The organism is Pseudomonas fluorescens HK44 (assembly GCF_000217955.3).
In the GTDB taxonomy this organism is placed as follows: Bacteria; Pseudomonadota; Gammaproteobacteria; order Pseudomonadales; family Pseudomonadaceae; genus Aquipseudomonas; species Aquipseudomonas fluorescens_AQ.
The window spans coordinates 694,838-711,907 of the sequence record NZ_AFOY02000015.1; the positions used below are offsets into that span (position 1 = coordinate 694,838).

13 protein-coding genes are annotated in these 17,070 nt (G+C 59.4%); all 13 read right to left on the minus strand.

The features are described from left to right. Positions 1-14: 14 nt before the first annotated feature. Positions 15-1,388, minus strand: a complete 1,374-nt coding sequence (locus HK44_RS15910; RefSeq protein WP_019690507.1) for a UDP-glucose dehydrogenase family protein — start codon at positions 1,386-1,388, stop codon at positions 15-17. After that, on the minus strand, positions 1,385-1,798 hold the full coding sequence (gene arnF / locus HK44_RS15915; protein ID WP_019690506.1) for a 4-amino-4-deoxy-L-arabinose-phosphoundecaprenol flippase subunit ArnF: 414 nt from the start codon (positions 1,796-1,798) through the stop codon (positions 1,385-1,387). The genes HK44_RS15910 and arnF overlap by 4 nt, the downstream gene beginning before the upstream one ends. Then, a complete protein-coding gene (gene arnE, locus HK44_RS15920) occupies positions 1,795-2,139 on the minus strand; it encodes a 4-amino-4-deoxy-L-arabinose-phosphoundecaprenol flippase subunit ArnE (protein ID WP_019690505.1) in 345 nt (114 codons plus the stop codon). The genes arnF and arnE overlap by 4 nt, the downstream gene beginning before the upstream one ends. Beyond that, a complete protein-coding gene (gene arnT / locus HK44_RS15925) occupies positions 2,136-3,785 on the minus strand; it encodes a lipid IV(A) 4-amino-4-deoxy-L-arabinosyltransferase (protein WP_019690504.1) in 1,650 nt (549 codons plus the stop codon). The genes arnE and arnT (HK44_RS15925) overlap by 4 nt, the downstream gene beginning before the upstream one ends. Then, on the minus strand, positions 3,782-4,666 hold the full coding sequence (gene arnD, locus HK44_RS15930; protein ID WP_019690503.1) for a 4-deoxy-4-formamido-L-arabinose-phosphoundecaprenol deformylase: 885 nt from the start codon (positions 4,664-4,666) through the stop codon (positions 3,782-3,784). Before arnD ends, arnT (HK44_RS15925) begins: the two co-directional genes overlap by 4 nt. Further along, on the minus strand, positions 4,666-6,657 hold the full coding sequence (arnA, locus tag HK44_RS15935) for a bifunctional UDP-4-amino-4-deoxy-L-arabinose formyltransferase/UDP-glucuronic acid oxidase ArnA (protein ID WP_019690502.1): 1,992 nt from the start codon (positions 6,655-6,657) through the stop codon (positions 4,666-4,668). Before arnA ends, arnD begins: the two co-directional genes overlap by 1 nt. Beyond that, positions 6,654-7,673: an undecaprenyl-phosphate 4-deoxy-4-formamido-L-arabinose transferase gene (arnC, locus tag HK44_RS15940; RefSeq protein WP_019690501.1), complete on the minus strand. Its 1,020-nt coding sequence runs from the start codon at positions 7,671-7,673 to the stop codon at positions 6,654-6,656. The genes arnA and arnC overlap by 4 nt, the downstream gene beginning before the upstream one ends. Positions 7,674-7,678: 5 nt before the next feature. Next, the gene (gene arnB, locus HK44_RS15945) at positions 7,679-8,818 is read right to left on the minus strand and encodes a UDP-4-amino-4-deoxy-L-arabinose aminotransferase (protein WP_019690500.1); all 1,140 of its coding nucleotides are present in this window, start codon (positions 8,816-8,818) and stop codon (positions 7,679-7,681) included. A gap of 460 nt (positions 8,819-9,278) precedes the next feature. Continuing rightward, a complete protein-coding gene (locus HK44_RS15950) occupies positions 9,279-10,385 on the minus strand; it encodes an ABC transporter ATP-binding protein (protein WP_019690499.1) in 1,107 nt (368 codons plus the stop codon). Further along, positions 10,382-11,890 carry an ABC transporter permease gene (locus HK44_RS15955; protein ID WP_019690498.1) on the minus strand — a complete coding sequence of 503 codons (1,509 nt, stop codon included), beginning with the start codon at positions 11,888-11,890 and terminating at the stop codon, positions 10,382-10,384. The genes HK44_RS15950 and HK44_RS15955 overlap by 4 nt, the downstream gene beginning before the upstream one ends. 118 nt (positions 11,891-12,008) lie before the next feature. Then, a complete protein-coding gene (locus HK44_RS15960) occupies positions 12,009-13,025 on the minus strand; it encodes an iron ABC transporter substrate-binding protein (protein ID WP_019690497.1) in 1,017 nt (338 codons plus the stop codon). 316 nt (positions 13,026-13,341) lie between these two features. Beyond that, positions 13,342-14,877, minus strand: a complete 1,536-nt coding sequence (locus tag HK44_RS15965; RefSeq protein ID WP_019690496.1) for an ArnT family glycosyltransferase — start codon at positions 14,875-14,877, stop codon at positions 13,342-13,344. 154 nt (positions 14,878-15,031) lie between these two features. After that, positions 15,032-16,681: a lipid IV(A) 4-amino-4-deoxy-L-arabinosyltransferase gene (arnT, locus tag HK44_RS15970; RefSeq protein ID WP_019690495.1), complete on the minus strand. Its 1,650-nt coding sequence runs from the start codon at positions 16,679-16,681 to the stop codon at positions 15,032-15,034. Positions 16,682-17,070: the final 389 nt, after the last annotated feature.

Here is a 17,070-nt window from a genome sequence, read left to right on the forward strand (position 1 = left end):
GCGGCCTCCTGGGCTTAGACGGACGAAGCTGGCCACTGTTGCTGAGGGATTGGCAGATTGCGCGACTCGCCACGACCCATCGGGAAGTACTTGACGCCTTTGCGTGCCAGACGCTCGGCGTCGTACAGGTTGCGACCGTCGAAAATCACCGGGGCCTTGAGACGCTCTTCGATCAATTTGAAGTCCGGCGCCTTGAACTGTTGCCATTCGGTGCAAACGATCAACGCGTCTGCGCCAACCAGCGCGGATTCCGGTGTGCCCATCAGCGACAGGTTCGGTTGATCCGGATACAGGCGTTGGGTTTCTTGCATGGCTTCAGGGTCGAACGCACGTACGTGTGCACCGGCAGCCCACAACGATTCCATCAGCACACGGCTTGGTGCATCGCGCATGTCGTCGGTGTTGGGTTTGAACGCCAGGCCCCAGAGGGCGAAGGTCTTGCCTTTCAGCTCGCCTTTGTAGAACGCGTTGATGCGTTCGAACAGCTTGTGTTTCTGGCGCTGGTTGATGGCCTCGACCGCTTCCAGCAGGTCGCTGGAGCAATTGGCTTCCTGGGCGCTGTGGATCAACGCGCGCATATCTTTCGGGAAACACGAACCGCCATAGCCGCAGCCAGGGTAGATGAAGTGGTAGCCAATGCGCTGGTCTGCACCGATGCCCATGCGCACGGCTTCGATATCCGCACCCAGGTGTTCGGCCAGTTCGGCGATCTGGTTGATAAAGCTGATTTTGGTCGCGAGCATGCAGTTGGCCGCGTACTTGGTCAGTTCGGCGCTGCGCAGGTCCATGAACATGATGCGGTCATGGTTGCGGTTGAAGGGGGCGTAGAGGTCGCGCATCACTTCGCGGACTTCTTCACGCTCGCAACCGATGACGATGCGGTCAGGGCGGCGGCAGTCACTGACGGCCGAGCCTTCCTTGAGGAATTCCGGGTTGGAGACGATATCGAACTCCAGGGTACGCCCGGCTTTCTTCAGCACGCTTTCAATGTGCGCGCGCAGGGTGTCGCCGGTGCCGACTGGAACAGTGGATTTTTCCACGAGGATCAGCGGCTCGACCCGATGGCGCGCAACCGCGTCACCCACGGACAAGACATATTTCAGGTCGGCCGAGCCGTCCTCGTCCGACGGGGTGCCGACAGCGATGAACAGTACCTGACCGTGCTCGATGGCCATCTTCTCGTCGCTGGTGAAGTGCAGGCGCCCGCTCTCCAGGTTCTCCTTGACCATGCTCTCCAGCCCTGGTTCAAAGATAGTGACGTGGCCTTTCTGCAGCATTTTGATCTTGTTCTGATCGACGTCCATGCAGACGACATCATGGCCGACTTCAGCCAGGACAGTCGCCTGCACCAGACCGACATAACCGCTACCAATTACACTGATTTTCATGAGGCATTCCTGACTTCTGTGGCGCGAGCAGTTCGAGAGTTGATAGTGATGACACCGAGGATGACCAAGGCCACCCCGAGTGTTTTGGAAAGACTGAAATTTTCGTTGAACAGCGGCAGGCTGGCGGCCAATAGATACACCAGTGCATAGCTGATGCTCAACAGCGAGTAGGCCCGGCCCAGCGGCAGATCGCGCAGAGCGGCGAGCCAGCACAGCATGGACAGGGCGTAAGCGCAGATCGACGCCAGTACCACGCCGATCGCGAGCAGGTCGATGCTGCCGTTGCTCAGGGCCTGCAGCCACTGATCAGGCAGCGGCAAATGGCTCATGCTCCAGCGCATGCCCAACTGGGCGGCGCTGACCAGCGCGACACTGCCCATGGCAAAGCTGATTCCGCGACGAAGGCTCATGCGTGCCTCCCGAGCAGAACGACGCCGGCGATGATCAGCGCAACGCCGATCCAGTGACGGCGATCAATGGTTTCGTGGAAGACGAAGTGGGCGGCCAGGGTGATCAGCACAAAGTTGAGGCTGAGCATCGGGTAGGCGATACCGACTTCCAGGCGCTGCAACACCAGCAGCCACACCAGCAAGCCAAAGCCCAGGCACGCCAGCGCCAGCCACAACCACGGCGAGAGCAGTTTTTCGCTCCAGCCGGAGTCCTTGCCGCGCCAGCTTTCCACGGCGTATTTCTGGGCGATCTGGCCCATGCAGGTCAGCAGACAGGCGGACAATAGCAAAATAAGGGTCATGGCGCGCTCTGTGGAATGATCAGAATGACCATGTTGCCTTGCTCGTAATGCTTGCCATCTTTGGGCAGCAGGTCGAGTTCGTGGAGTTCATCATCACCCTTGACGCGCATGACCACACCGACCGGGCCGGTCTTGCGGGCTTCGCTCATCCACTGTTGCACGTGTTCGGTATCGACCCGACGTGCCGCGGCGTCCGGGTAGTCCAGGCCGTATTTTACTTCGCCGATGGTGTTGTACAACGCCACTTCAGGGCGTTGCAGACGCCAGGCCAGCGCGGAGGCAGCTCCCAGGTCATTGCTCAGCAGGCTTTTGGTCTGGCTGAGTTCTTCAATGTGCTGGAGGACAAACTGGTCGGGCATCTTGTTGTAGACCACCGAGTGCGGCAATGCGGCCGGCAGGATGGCGATCAGCAGCCAGCTGCCGATTGCCGGCGCAGCCCATGCGCTCAACGGTCGAACCACCAGCAACAGGTTGGACAGGATCCAGCCCATGAGCACGATGAACACCAGCACCAGGCTGTGCATTTCATCGACATACACGGGGTTTTTCAGTTGCAGGTAAACCATCGCCAGCAAGGTGGTCAGACCGATGACCAGGTTCAGCAGGCCGTTGATCTTGAACAGCCGGCTTTGCCCCAGGTTCAGTCGGTCAATCAGCGCATTCCCCATCAACAGTGCCAGGGGCAACAGGCACGGCAGGATGTAGGTCGGCAATTTGCCTTTGCTCAGGCTGAAAAACGCCAGCGGAAGGACCAGCCACAGCAGCAGGAAGCCGGTGCTTGCCTGACGTCTGGTTTGCCATGCTTGATTGAGCGCCGAAGGCAGGAACGCCGCCCATGGCAAGCTGAATGCTACCAGCATCGGCAGATAGAACCACCACGGCGCTGCGTGCTGCGCGTCGTCACCGGCAAAGCGGCGAATGTGCTCATGCCAGAAGAAGAAACGCCAGTAATCGGGTTCCTGCGCATGCACGGCCAGGACCCACGGCAGGCTGACGACAATCGCGACCACGATAGCCACCGGGCCGTACGCCAACAGTTCACGCCAGCGTTTTTGCCAGATCATGTAGGGCAGGGCGATCAATACTGGCAGCAACCAGGCCAGGAAACCCTTGGTCAGGAAGCCCATGCCGCAGGCCAGCCCCAGGGTCGCCCAACTCATCAGCCGCGCATTGCGACGGCTGCTGTCCAGCGCAAACCACAAGGCCACCAGGCTCAGGTTGACCCAGAAGGTGAATTGCGGGTCGAGGTTGGAATAGCCACCTTGACCGGCGACCACGGCGAAACTCATGTAGAGCAATGCGCTGGCGATGCTTTTACGCGGATCGTTCCAGAGTCTGCGTGCGATCAGGTAGGTCAGCACGATGCTCAAACCGGTCGAGAGTGCCGACGCAACGCGCACCCCGAACAGGTTCTCGCCGAACACGGCCTGGCCAATCGCGATCATCCAGTAACCGGCAATCGGTTTTTCGAAATAACGCAGGCCCATGAAATGCGGCGACACCCAGTTGCCACTCAGGAGCATTTCCTGACTGACCTGGGCGTAGCGGGTTTCATCGGGAATCCACAGACCATGCGTGCCCAGCGGCAACAGATAGACCAGACCGAAAGCGATAAGCAGTAACGGCAAAGCCCAGCGTTTGCTCATGCGCCTTGCACTCCCAACCATCCTTCTCGGCCTTCAAGGGCGCCACGTAGTACGCGCCCCTGAGGCAGGGTTGTCGGTTGGGCGGGTAACAAGTTACCCAATGGTTGGAACTGGATGTCGCGTTGGCGCGCGTCAACCAGCAGCTGGCGGAAATCGTTTGCCATCAGAATCCCTTCTACCTCCGCGTGTATCGTATATACGTTCAGCTTCGAGGGGCTGAATCGGTCAAGAATGTATGAGTTGAACTCATTGGCTGCTACGACGGGACCCACCACTTCATCGAAGGTTGGCAAGTCGACCGGAATTTGTGGCGTGCCGAGGCTGCCGTCTGCCAGCAGGGGCTGGAACAGGCTTTGTCCACGACAGTCGCTGTTGTAACGAAAGCCAAAACGTTGCTTGGCTTCGATCACCCGTTCATCGGCACGCCAACCGGCGGCCGCCGAACAGTCGACGCGCTGCCCGATAATATCGCTGAGGGTCTCTACGCCCCGGCGAATCTGTTCGATCAGATCGGCGTCGCTCCAGCGCCCAGCGTTGGCTTGCCAGCCGTGGTGATCCCAGGCGTGCAAACCTACTTCATGGCCAGCTGCGAGGGTCTGGCGCATCAGGTGCCCCAGATCACGGCCGATGGGCTTGCCTGGCCAGGCGGTGCCGGCCAGCAAGATGTCCCAGCCGTACAGACCTGCGGCATTGGAGCGGAGCATTTTCCAGAGAAACTGCGGACGGATGAGGCGCCATAAATGGCGCCCCATGTTGTCCGGACCAACGCTGAAGAAAAACGTCGCCTTGACTTGTGCTTCATCGAGCATCTCCAACAACCGAGGTACCCCCTCACGGGTACCTCGGTAGGTGTCGACATCGATCCGAAGACCTGCCTGCATCAGCGCTTGTCCGCGATTTCGAGCATGGCTTCGCGCAGGAAGAAGTCCAGCGTGTTACCGATGGTTTCGCTCATCTCGACAGTCGGCTCCCAGTTCAGCAGGCGCTTGGCGTTTTCGATGCTTGGCTTGCGGTGTTCCACGTCCTGGTAGCCAGCGCCGTAGAACGCCTTGCTCTCTACGTCGCGGAAACCGGCGAACGGAGGGAAGTTGGCGCGCAGTGGGTGAGCTTCGAACTGACGCAGCAGCTCTTCGCCCAGTTGACGGATGCTGGCTTCGTTGTCCGGGTTACCGATGTTGATGACCTGACCGTTGCACGAATCGTTTTCGTTATCAACGATGCGCGCCAGGGCTTCGATGCCGTCGGCGATGTCAGTGAAGCAGCGCTTCTGCTCGCCGCCGTCGAACAGACGGATCGGGGTGCCTTCCACCAGGTTCAGGATCAGCTGGGTGATGGCGCGAGAGCTGCCGATACGGGCCGAGTCCAGACGGTCCAGACGTGGACCCATCCAGTTGAACGGACGGAACAGGGTGAAGTTCAGGCCTTTGGCGCCGTAGGCCCAGATTACGCGGTCCAGCAGTTGCTTGGAGACCGAGTAGATCCAGCGTTGCTTGTTGATCGGACCAACGATCAGGTTCGAGGTGTCTTCGTCGAAGTTCTTGTCCTGGCACATGCCGTAGACTTCGGAGGTCGACGGGAAGATCACGCGCTTGTTGTACTTCACGCAGTAGCGAACCAGTTTCAAGTTCTCTTCGAAGTCCAGTTCGAATACGCGCAGCGGGTTGCGGGTGTATTCGATCGGGGTGGCGATGGCCACCAGCGGCAGAACCACGTCGCACTTCTTGATGTGATATTCGATCCACTCGGAGTGAATGCTGATATCGCCTTCGACGAAGTGGAAGTTCGGATGGCTGCGCAGACGCTCGATAGCGTCGGAGCCGATATCCAGACCATAGACGTCGTACTTGTCGTCACGCAGCAGGCGCTCGGACAGGTGGTTACCGATGAAACCGTTGACGCCGAGGATCAGTACGCGTGTACGACGTGGGGCACGGCCCGACTCAGCGCCACGCAGTACGGAACCGTCAACCAGACCCAGCTCGTTGGCCAGTTGCGGGCCGCTCAGGTACAGACCGTTTTCGTTACGCTGACCGGAAGTGACAACCAGGGAGTCTTCACCGCAAGCGATACGCAGCGGATCAACGCTGATCACGCGACCTGGTGCCAGACCTTCGTTGCCCTTGACGACTTCAGCGCTCCAGACAATCAGTTTGTGCTCGCCCACGGCGCAGAAAGCACCCGGGTAAGGTTGGGTCACGGCGCGAACCAGGTTGAACAGCTCTTCAGCCGGCTTCTTCCAGACCAGTTTGCCGTCCGCCGCGGTACGACGACCGTAAACAGTGGCCTTGGATTCGTCCTGGGCGGTTTCGGTGATTTTGCCCTGAGCCAGCAATGGCAGGGTGTCACGCAGCAGGTTGGAAGCGGCTTCGCGCAGCTTGCCGTGCAGGGTCAGTGCGGTGTCGGCACGCTCGATCGCGACGCGTTGCTGGGCAATGATTGCGCCAGCGTCGGCACGCTTGACCATGCGGTGCAGGGTCACGCCGGTTTCGGTTTCACCGTTGACCAACACCCAGTTCGCTGGAGCGCGGCCGCGGTAGGTCGGCAGCAACGAGCCGTGCAGGTTGAACGCGCCTTTGCGGGCGGTAGCCAGCAGTTGCTCGCCCAACAGGTTGCGGTAGTAGAACGAGAACAGGTAGTCCGGGTTCAGTTTGGCAATGCGCTCAATCCACAGTGGGTGGTTGACGTCTTCCGGTGCATGCACAGGAATGCCTTTACGGGCGCACAGTTGAGCGACCGAGCCGTAGAAGGTGTTTTCCTTCGGATCGTCGGCGTGGGTAAACACGGCAGCAATCTCGAAACCTGCGTTGAGCAGTGCTTCGATACCTGCACAGCCAATGTCGTGATAGGCGAAAACAACAGCTTTTGAACTCATGGCGAAACCTGATCAGTAGTGGTGGAAGGCAGACCGTCGACAGTGACAACGGGAGCAGGACTAGCGGGTTTGTTACGTAGGATTTTTTCGATAAAGAACCGCGGACGGGCGCGGACATCGCTGTACATGCGGCCCAGGTATTCACCCAGAAGGCCCATGCCGATGAATTGGCCACCAGTGAACACAAAGAGCACGGCGAACAGTACGAAGGTGCCACCACCCGCCCAGCTGGCGCCGAAGATCAGGCGCAGGAAGATCAGCAGGAAGGCAAACAACATGCCCAGCGCCGCCAGACTGAAACCGATGATGCTCAGCAGTCGCAGCGGGGTAGTGGTCATGCAGGTCAGCAGATCGAACATCAGGCTGATCAGGCGCATCGGGCTGTACTTCGACTCGCCATGCTCGCGCTCGGCGTGCTGCACCAGAATCTCGGTGGTGTGGCGGGCAAAGCTGTTGGCCAGGATCGGGATGAAGGTGCTGCGTTCACGGCAGGCCAGCATGGCGTCGACGATGGTGCGGCGGTAGGCGCGCAGCATGCAGCCGTAATCGCTCATGGCGACACCGGTGGAACGTTGCACGGCCAGGTTGATCAGTTTCGACGGCCAGCGGCGCAGGGCCGAGTCCTGGCGATTGTTGCGCACGGTGGCAACCACGTCGTAGCCCAGTTCGGCCTGTTCCACCAGACGGGGGATTTCTTCCGGCGGGTTCTGCAGGTCGGCGTCGAGGGTAATGACCACATCGCCTTTGCAATGCTCGAAACCGGCCATGATTGCCGCGTGCTGGCCGTAGTTGCGATTGAGAATGACCGCGACGACCTGGCTGCCTTCACGCTCGGCGGCTTCTTCGAGAATTTGCGCCGAATTGTCGCGGCTGCCGTCGTCGACCAGGACGATTTCGTACTCGTGTTTGAGTAGCTGACAGGCCGCTTCGGTCCGGCGCAGCAATTCAGGCAAGCTTTCTTCTTCGTTGTAGACCGGGATAACGATCGACACGCAGTTAATTGGATATGGCTTCAAAGGCTTCAGTCCAGAATGTTTTCAATGGCGCCAACGACGCGTTCGACATCGTCGGTAGTCATGTCGGGGAACAGCGGGATCGAGCACAGTCGTGCCGAGTTCCATTCGGTGTTGGGCAAATGAATGCCCGGGAATCGCTGGCGGTAGTAAGTGTGCAGGTGGGTGGCCACAAAGTGAATACCCGTACCGATATTCTGTTCTTGCAAGGCCTTCATGAACGCCTCGCGATCCATCCCGCAACGCTCGGCGTCGATACGCAGGATAAACAGGTGCCAGGCGTGTTGTTGCGGGTAGGTCGGCACACTCAGCGGTTGTACCGGCAGGCCTTCGAGGCGTTGCAGGTAGGTCTGCGCCAATGCTGTGCGCTTGGCGTTGATCTCGTCCAGGCGCTGCAATTGCACCAGTGCAATGGCTGCGTTGATGTCGGCCAGGTTGTACTTGAAGCCCGGCTCGATGACCATGGCCTGCGGTTTACGGCCGTGGGTCAGGCGATCGTAGGCGTCTACGCCGAGGCCGTGAAACTTGAGCATGCGCACTCGATCCGCCAGCGCCTGATTGTCGCTGACGAACATTGCACCTTCGGCGCAGGTCATGTTCTTGATCGCGTGGAACGAGAAGATCGCGGTGCCCTGAGCGCCAATGGCGCGGCCACGGTAACGGGTGCCGGCAGCATGGGCGGCGTCTTCGATGACGGCGATGCCATGTTTGTCTGCCAGCGCATAGAGCGGGTCGAGATCAAACGCGGCACCGGCGTAGTGCACCGGGATGATGGCTTTGGTGCGCGGGGTAATGGCGGCTTCGATGGCCTGTACGTCGGTCATCAGGGTGTCGCGGTCGACATCGACAAATACCGGGGTAGCGCCCAACAGGCAGATCATGTTGGCGGTCGAGACCCAGGTCTGCGACGGCGTGATCACCTCATCGCCAGGCCCGATGCCCAGGGCCAGCAGCGTGATGTGCATGCCGCCGGTGGCCGAAGACAGGGCTACGGCGTGCTGGCAACCTGTGTACTGTGCGAATTGCTCCTCCAGCTCCTGGTTCTTCGGCCCGGTAGTGATCCAGCCGGAGCGCAACACCTGTTCAACGGCGGCGATTTCTTCATCACCGATACTTGGGCGAGAGAAGGGGAGAAAAGCCTGATTCATGTGGACCTCGGGTTTGGATATGTCAACAGCCCTGGTAGGCGGCAAGTCGTGGCACAACTTGCGAATCAGCTTGAAGCGGTGCTTCGAAGCGAAATCGGTGACAGCGTAGACGAAAAAACGAAAAGTATATCAAGCAGTTAACCAATCTTTTGGAAAAAGTGCACTAATTGACTTTTATTTTGTCGCTCGGCAGTTTGAGTGACCCAAAGGCATCGCTCCGGATGCGCAGAGGGTAATCTCGAAAATGTGAAAGGGACATGAAAAACCGGTGTCGAGAATGTTTAACTGTAACCTTTACAGCAAATGTTCAGGGTTTTTCAACGCTTAAAGTCCTTTCTGACCGCTATTGCCATCTTCCAGGTGCTGCGAAGAAAACCACCACTTAGCCCGCACATCACCAAAAATGAAAGTTAAGAGGTGGCTAAGACTACTTCAACCCGAGTCTGCGTCAAGCTCCAAGCTATGACGTCGCAACCGCTTGGCGGCGAACAGGCTCAGTCAACACATGCGCCAGACCCAGAGTCGAAATGTGGACCAGGCTGCCAGCGGCAGGTGCATGCACCCCGGAACTGCGAACCAGTAACGAGCGGCTCGCTGACTGCCCATCCGCAGCAAGTGAAGGTCGCTTCAGTTCCACCGTCAAGGTGCAGGTATTGCCGCCAAAGTCGCGATCGGTTACCACCCCGATGCAGCCGTCCACCTGCGCCAGATCGGCGGGCTGACTGGAAATCTGCAATTGCTCGGGCCGCAACATGATCTGCGTCGCGCCGTTTTGTGAGGTATTGCTGACTTGAACCCGGCCCAGGTCGCAGGTTGCGTGGCCATTTTCGACCCACGCCGGCATGACCACGGCATCACCGAGGAACAGCGCCGTTTCTTCATCTTGAGGATGCAGGTACAGGTCCATCGGTTGGCCGGTCTGCACCAGCCGGCCCTGACGCATCACGGCCAGTTGATCAGCAAATGACAAGGCTTCGGACTGATCGTGAGTCACCAGGATGGTGGTCACGCCAGTGTCTGACAGAAGCTTGGCAACCATCTTGCGCATGGACGCCCGCAGGCCGGTGTCCAGTGCCGAGAAGGGTTCATCCAGCAGCATCAGCCGAGGTCGTTGCGCCAAGGCTCGGGCCAGGGCGACCCGTTGCTGCTGACCACCGGAAAGCTCGTGCGGCCAGCGCTGGCTCATGCGTGCATCCAGCGACACCATGTCCATCAACTCGGCGACGCGTTCCTGTTTCAAGGCGGCGTCACCCGACAGTCCAAAGGCAATGTTGCCGGCAACGGTCATGTGTGGAAACAACGCACCGTCCTGCGGTACATAACCAATCATGCGCTGATGCGCGGGGACTTCGGTCGAGCCGTCGACCAGCGTCTGGCCGTTGAGCGAGATACTGCCCGAATCGGGAAACTCGAACCCTGCAATCATCCGCAGCAAGGTGGTCTTGCCGGAGCCGGAAGGGCCGACGATGGCCGTGCGGCTGCCCGCAGGCACTGACAGGCTGACGTTGTCCAGGGCAGGCAGGGCGCCGAAGGTTTTGTAGATGGAGTTCAGTTCGAGAGCGTTCATCGGCCTGCCGTGCGTTTGGATTGATGATAGAGAAGCGCGGTCAACGGAAGCGAAAGCAAAATCATGATCAGCGCGTAAGGTGCCGCTGCGGCGTAGTCGATTTCGCTGGTCATGGCCCAAAAACCGGTGGCCAGGGTGCGGGTGCCACTCGGCGAGAGCAACAGGGTCGCGGTCAGTTCATTGGTGATCGCCAGAAACACCAGCGCTGCACCGGCGGCGGCCCCCGGTGCGGCCAGGCGCATGGTAATCAGCCAGAGCGCCTGGCTCGGCGAACGGCCCAGACTGCGGGCGATATTTTCCAGCTCTACCGGTGCCTGGGCAATACCGGCGCGCAAACTGACCAGTGCCCGTGGCAAGAACATCAGCAGGTACGCCAACAGCACCGTGATGCTGGTCTGGTAAATCGGCCGGGCAAAGCTGATGGTGACGGTCACCAGCGCCAGTGCCACGACAATACCCGGCAATGAACTGGTGATGTAGTTGCAGCTTTCCAGGATGCGATGCAGGCGCCCCGGCGAACGTATCGACAACCAGGCCACCGGAACGGCCGCGCAAGTGGTGATGATCGCGCCGACACTCGCCAGAACGAGGGTCTGCTTCAATGCCGGGAGGATTTCCGCCATGCGCCAGACGTCTGCGCCACCGGCAATCAACCATTGGGCCAGGGTAATCAGCGGCACGCCGAGTGCCAGCACGCTGGTGATGATTGGCAGTAACAGTGCCGCGACTTTGGTGTTGCGTGTCAGCCGCTGGGTCCGTTGCAGGCGTGCGCTGCCGGAGCCGACCCGTGCGTAACGGGCATGGCCACGGGAGGCGGACTCGGCGGTCAGCATCAGCAGGCAGCACAGCGCCAGAACCCCGGCCAGCATGTTCGCCGCCGGACCGTTGAAGCTCGACTGGAACTGGTCGAAGATCGCTGTGGTGAAGGTGTCGAAGCGAATCATCGCGTACAGGCCATATTCGGCCAGCAAGTGCAGCCCGACCAGCAAGGCGCCACCACAGATGGCCAGGCGCAGTTGCGGCAGCACGACCCGGAAAAACACCGCCCAGGGCTTCAGGCCCAACGATTCGGAGACATCTTCGATGGCCGGATCAAGACGCCGCAGGGTGGCGGCGATGGGTAGATAGAGGAACGGGAAGTAGGCGATAACCGAAACCAGTACCCCGGCAAACAATCCGTGAATCGGTGGTACCAGGCTGACCCAGGCATAACTGTGGACAAAGGCCGGCACCGCAATCGGTGCCGTCGCCAGCACCGACCAGAGGCGGCGGCCTGGCAAGTCGGTGCGTTCGGTCAACCAGGCGAGTGCCACGCCCAGTGCGATACATAAAGGAATCGTGATCACCACCAGTAGAACGGTGTTGATCAAAAGTTCGGCGACCCGAGGTCGCAAGACCAGCTCGGCGATTGTCGCCCAGCCGGTCTTGATGGAAATGCCGATGACAAACGCCAGCGGCAGCAGCGCCAGCAACGACACCAGAATGGAAATTGCGATCACCCACATACCGCCGCGCCCTCTGCGAGCGCGGCGAGGGTGTGGTCGTGGGCTGGCCAGAGTCACCGCAAGGGCGACCCCGGCTACTTCAGCAGATTCTGGCAACGTGACTGGCTTGGACATCGGATTACAACAACCCCGCCTGAGTCATCAGCTCGACAGCTTTTTTGCTGTTGAGTCTGGAGGCATCGACCACAGGCGCGTCAAGTTGCGCCAGCGGCACCAATTTCGGGTTCGACTCGGCATTCTGGCCAACGGCGTATTCAAACGACTTGCCGTTTTTCAGAATCGCCTGGCCTTCTTTGCCGGTGATCCACTTCAGGAACGCCTGAGCTTCTTCCTGGTGTTTGCTTGACGCCAGGACAGCGCCACCGGAGAGGCTGACAAATGCGCCCGGGTCTTTGTGCTTGAAGTAGTGCAGCGAAGTGTTCTTGCTGTTTTCGCCGGTTTTGCTCTGGTCGACGAAGCTGTAGTAGTGGTAGATCACGCCGCCTTCGATCTGGCCGGCATTCACTGCCTTGAGCACAGCGCTGTTGCCACGGTAGGCGGTGGCGTTGGCTTTCATGCCTTTCAACCATTCCAGGGTGGCGGCTTCGCCTTTGAGTTCCAGTACGGCAGCAACGATGGCCTGGAAATCGGCGCCGGCAGGCGAACCGGCCCAACGACCTTTCCAGCTTGGGGACGCCAGGTCCATCAGAGACTTCGGCAGATCGGCTTCGGCCAGTTTGCTTTTGTTGTAGACAAACACGGTCGAACGAGCAGCGATGCCCACCCATTTGCCGTGGGCCGGACGATAGGCCGAACCGATTTGTTCCAGGGTCGACGGCGCAACAGGGGTAAACAGTCCGGCGTTGTCCACCAGCACCATGGCCGGGGAGTTCTCGGTCAGGAACACGTCTGCCGGGGAGGCCGCACCTTCTTGCACGAGCTGATTGCCCATCTCGCTGTCATCGCCGTTGCGCAGCGTGACCTTGATCCCTGTTTCATGGGTAAAACCTTCGACCCAGGCCTTGGTCAGGGTCTCATGTTGAGCGTTGTAGACGACGATGCCGTCGCTGCTTGGCGCAGCAAAGACATGGCCAGCACCCATAAGAGCGGTGGCGAGCAGCGCGGTTTTCAGAAACGAAGGGCGACGGTGATTCATTTTGTTAGCAGCTCCTGCAGTTTTTTAAGAATCAGGTGGGCAAGCCTGTCGTTCGGTTCCGCAATCCCTGCTGCCTGCCCCGAACAATGCGAATCATTCGCATAAATTTGGTGGCGGCAATGTAGTGCGGGATATGTGAAAAAAACGTCAAATAAGTCGTTAATCAATGTCGTTTGTATTTAGATTGAGGCGCTGAGGAGGGAGTTTGAAGGACAGAGCGGTTTGAATTCAAATACTATCGTCGATGAGGCTCACTGATTTCACGTGAGCCGTGCTGGAAAGCATCGAGAGGCCCGTTGGGCCCCTCGATGTTTTTTCATTGGGCGGGGGCGTTGGGGATGAAGGCGACGCTGGCGTCCGAGCGCGGATGCAGCAGCCGTTCACCGTTGTCTGGTTGCGTGATGATGGCCTGATGGTCGGCGCTCAGGTAGTTCAACGGCAGCTGATCGCCACGTTTGTATTGCGCGACAATGATGGTGCGCTGTGGGTCCCACTGCTGACCACTGGTCTTTTCCAGCCACGCCATGAACTGTGCGGTGGTGCCTTCGCGAGGGAAGTCCTTGCTTTCGGGAACGTAGTAGAAAGGCGCGCCGTCGTTTTGCAGGTACATCGGGACTTTGTTGTCGACCTCGACCATCACCATCCGCCATTGATTCCACGGTGCGATCAGGCTGGCCTGAGCCTTGACGTCCTTGCCGAACTGCACGACGCCGCCACCACCGTTGCTCCACGGCGCGACAATTCCGAGGATCAGCAGCAGCAGGACCGTTGTGACGCCAAAGCCGATTTTCAGCCCACGCCCTTCGGTCTTGCCGGCAGCACGCCGTTCTTCCATGCGCCGGGTGACCCACCAGGCTGCCAGCAACTGTGCAAACGGCACCAGCGGCAACACGTAGTAACTGCGTCGGCTACCACTGGCCGTGAAGAACAGGAACAGCAAACCCAGGCCCCAGATCAGCCAGCGGGTATTGGGTTCGAGCGTGCGCCAGTTGCGAGCGGCGACCCACAGCCCAAGCACCCAGAATGGTGCCCATGGCAGGGTGTAGACCGGCAAGTAGATCAAATAGGTATAAATCGGCCCGAATTGGTCGAACGGTTGGAAAAACCGCACCACGTTTTCCCGGAACACCAATCCCAGACCGCTTTGGCCGTAGGTGGGTGCGCCGAAAAAATGCGACAAGACGAACGGCACCGCGTAAACCACGCCGCCAACCAGCAGGGCAACGCACAGGCGCGCGTTGAGGTGGCGCTTCCAGCGGCCTTCTTGCAGCAGATGCGGCAACAGCACCAGGCCCGGCAGGATGAACCCGATCAGGCCTTTGAACAGCGAGGTCACGGACAGCAGCAGGAAGAACACGCAGTAGCGACCGAGTCGCGTGTCGTCCGGGCCGCGCCAATACCACCAGATCGCCGCCAACACACCGCATACGGTCAGAATGTCAGCCGTCGCGACCCGGGCCCAAAAGACGAAATAGAAGGTGGTTGCCAGCATCCAGCCAGCGATCAGTCCGGTGCCTTTGCGAAACAGCTGTTCGCCGGTCAGGTAGACCAGCCAGACACTCAGCCACGCCGCAATCACCGAAGACAGGCGCAATGACCAGTGGCCCAGCCCTCCCGTAAACCAGGTGGTGGCGGTAATCAACCAGTAGGAGGGCAACGGCTTGTCATAATAGGGGCCGCCCATGAGGTAAGGGTCAAAGTAGTTATTGGTTTGCAGCATTTGCAAAGCGATGTTCGCCCAACGGGTTTCCGGGCCCCAAAGTTCCCGTGTGCCCAGTCCCAATAACAGGAGTAGCGCTGAAACCCCCAGCAGGATCAGCAGCGCGCGTGTTTCCGTTTCCCGCGACTTCATGTGGTATTTCCCTTCGGTCTCGACCGCCAGCTGCAGGATTGCGCCGTGCTTTTGAACGCCGCAACCTGCGCGCCGGGGTCAGAAAATGCAGATCTCTACTTGCCGGGTGATGAGGTGCACATCGTCACCCGGTAAACCCGCGTAGCAGGAATATTCAGGGCAGTTGCGGGAAAATCAGGATCTCCAGTTCGCCCCGTTTGTAGTGCTTGCCATCGATCGGCAGCAGCAAGATTTCCTGCTCTTCCAACGCATTTTTCACGCGCATGACCACACCCACCGAACCCTTTTTACGGGCTTCGGACATCCACTGCTGGACACTGTTCATGTCGACTTTGCGGTGTGCGGCCTCAGGGAAATCAGTACCGTACTTCAACTCACCCACCGTGTTGTACAGGTCGACTTGCGGGCGTTTCAGGCGCCAGGACAATGCCGAAGCCGCACCCAAATCGTTACTCAGCAGCGAAGTGGTCTCGTTCAATTCCTGAACATGCTCGGCGATGAACTGGTCAGGCATTTTGCTGTTGACGACGACCGCTGGCATGGCGGCTGGCAACAGGGCGACCAGTAGCCAGATCCCCAGCGCCGGAGTGGCCCAATAGACCAGCGGCCGGAGGGCTTGCAGGGCGTTGGCGATGATCCAGCCGGCCAACACGATGAAGCCCAGCGACAGGGTGAACATTTCGGTGTTTTCAAAGATTGGCCTGGTGATCTGCAGATAGATCAGGACAATCAGGGCAATCGTCGCGATCGCAACGTTGAGCAAGCCGTTGATGCGAATCGCCCGGCCACGGGCCTCGCTCACCAGATCGATCAGGGTGCTGGCCATCAGCAAGGCCAGCGGCAGCAGGCACGGCATGATATAGGTTGGCAGCTTGCCTTTGCTCAGACTGAAAAATACCAGCGGCAGGAGCATCCACAGCAACAGGAAACCGGTGGTGTTCTGAGTCTTGTTTTTCCAGGCCTGAACCAGTGTCGAGGGCAACAGGGCCGCCCACGGCAGACTCGAAACCACCATGATCGGCAGGAAGAACCACCACGGCCGGGTGTGCTGGGCATCGTCGGCGGCGAACCGGCGGATGTGCTCTTGCCAGAAGAAGTACCGCCAGAAGTCGGGTTCGTGACTATTGATCGCCAGCACCCACGGCAGGCTGACGATGATGGCGACGACCATCGCTACCAGGCCATAGCGCAGCAATTCACCAAAGCGCTTTTGCCAGATCATGTAAGGCAGTGCGATCAACACCGGCAACAGCCACGCAAGGAACCCCTTGGTCAGGAAGCCCATGCCACAGGCGAAGCCGAGCAGGGCCCAGGCACCGAGTTTGCTGCGTGGGGTTTTGTTATCCAGGGCAAACCACAGGGCAACCAGGCTCAGGTTGACCCAGAAGGTGAACTGCGGATCGAGGTTGGAGTAGCCAGCCTGGCCGGCGATCAGGCCGAAGCTCATGTAGAGCAGGGCAGCCGCGAAACTTTTGCGCGGATCGTTCCACAGGCGACGGGCGATCAGATACGCCAGCCACACACTCAGCCCGGTGGCGACTGCCGAGGCAATACGCACGCCAAACAGGTTTTCGCCGAAAATCGCCTGACCGATGGCAATCATCCAGTAACCGGCAATGGGCTTCTCGAAGTAGCGAAAGCCCATGAAGTGCGGAGACACCCAGTCACCGCTCAGCAACATCTCCTGGCTGATCTGCGCGTAGCGGGGTTCGTCAGGAATCCATAACCCGTGGCCAACCATCGGCAACAGGTAGAACAGGCCGAAGGCCAACAACAGGCAGGGTAGAGCCCAGCGCTTGATCATTTGACTCGTGCTCCCTGCGACTTCATGCGACGGTTCGGATTGCTGTACGAGCAATCAGTAAAGTGATGCGTGACGAGTATTGTTTTTCGCTTCATGGGACGGCCTTGATACCGGAAGACGTTGCTCGGTTGTTGGTGTTTTTGGTTACGACGTTCGAGGCTGCGCCGGTCTTCTTCAACAAAGACGCGTGCAGGGGCGCAGGGATCGCTGTGGCGAGCCGGCCGTATTACTCGGCAAAAGGATAAAGTCGACGCATGACATTCCTGGGCCTCCTGGCAGCGGACTGGACGGGTGTAGGTGGGTGAGCCGCTGTGAACGGGCAGCGCATGCTACAAGTGGAGCGTCGAGTCTTCCATTGAGGATTTTCCCCAGACAGGCATTCAAGCGTG

What these genes read in the sequence shown, in the direction of transcription:
- HK44_RS15910 (WP_019690507.1), bottom strand. Translation starts at nt 1,388, where the DNA reads ATGAAAATCAGTGTAATTGGTAGCGGTTATGTCGGTCTGGTGCAGGCG.
- arnF (WP_019690506.1), bottom strand. Translation starts at nt 1,798, where the DNA reads ATGAGCCTTCGTCGCGGAATCAGCTTTGCCATGGGCAGTGTCGCGCTG.
- arnE (WP_019690505.1), bottom strand. Translation starts at nt 2,139, where the DNA reads ATGACCCTTATTTTGCTATTGTCCGCCTGTCTGCTGACCTGCATGGGC.
- arnT (WP_019690504.1), bottom strand. Translation starts at nt 3,785, where the DNA reads ATGAGCAAACGCTGGGCTTTGCCGTTACTGCTTATCGCTTTCGGTCTG.
- arnD (WP_019690503.1), bottom strand. Translation starts at nt 4,666, where the DNA reads ATGCAGGCAGGTCTTCGGATCGATGTCGACACCTACCGAGGTACCCGT.
- arnA (WP_019690502.1), bottom strand. Translation starts at nt 6,657, where the DNA reads ATGAGTTCAAAAGCTGTTGTTTTCGCCTATCACGACATTGGCTGTGCA.
- arnB (WP_019690500.1), bottom strand. Translation starts at nt 8,818, where the DNA reads ATGAATCAGGCTTTTCTCCCCTTCTCTCGCCCAAGTATCGGTGATGAA.
- HK44_RS15950 (WP_019690499.1), bottom strand. Translation starts at nt 10,385, where the DNA reads ATGAACGCTCTCGAACTGAACTCCATCTACAAAACCTTCGGCGCCCTG.
- HK44_RS15955 (WP_019690498.1), bottom strand. Translation starts at nt 11,890, where the DNA reads ATGTGGGTGATCGCAATTTCCATTCTGGTGTCGTTGCTGGCGCTGCTG.
- HK44_RS15960 (WP_019690497.1), bottom strand. Translation starts at nt 13,025, where the DNA reads ATGAATCACCGTCGCCCTTCGTTTCTGAAAACCGCGCTGCTCGCCACC.
- HK44_RS15965 (WP_019690496.1), bottom strand. Translation starts at nt 14,877, where the DNA reads ATGAAGTCGCGGGAAACGGAAACACGCGCGCTGCTGATCCTGCTGGGG.
- arnT (WP_019690495.1), bottom strand. Translation starts at nt 16,681, where the DNA reads ATGATCAAGCGCTGGGCTCTACCCTGCCTGTTGTTGGCCTTCGGCCTG.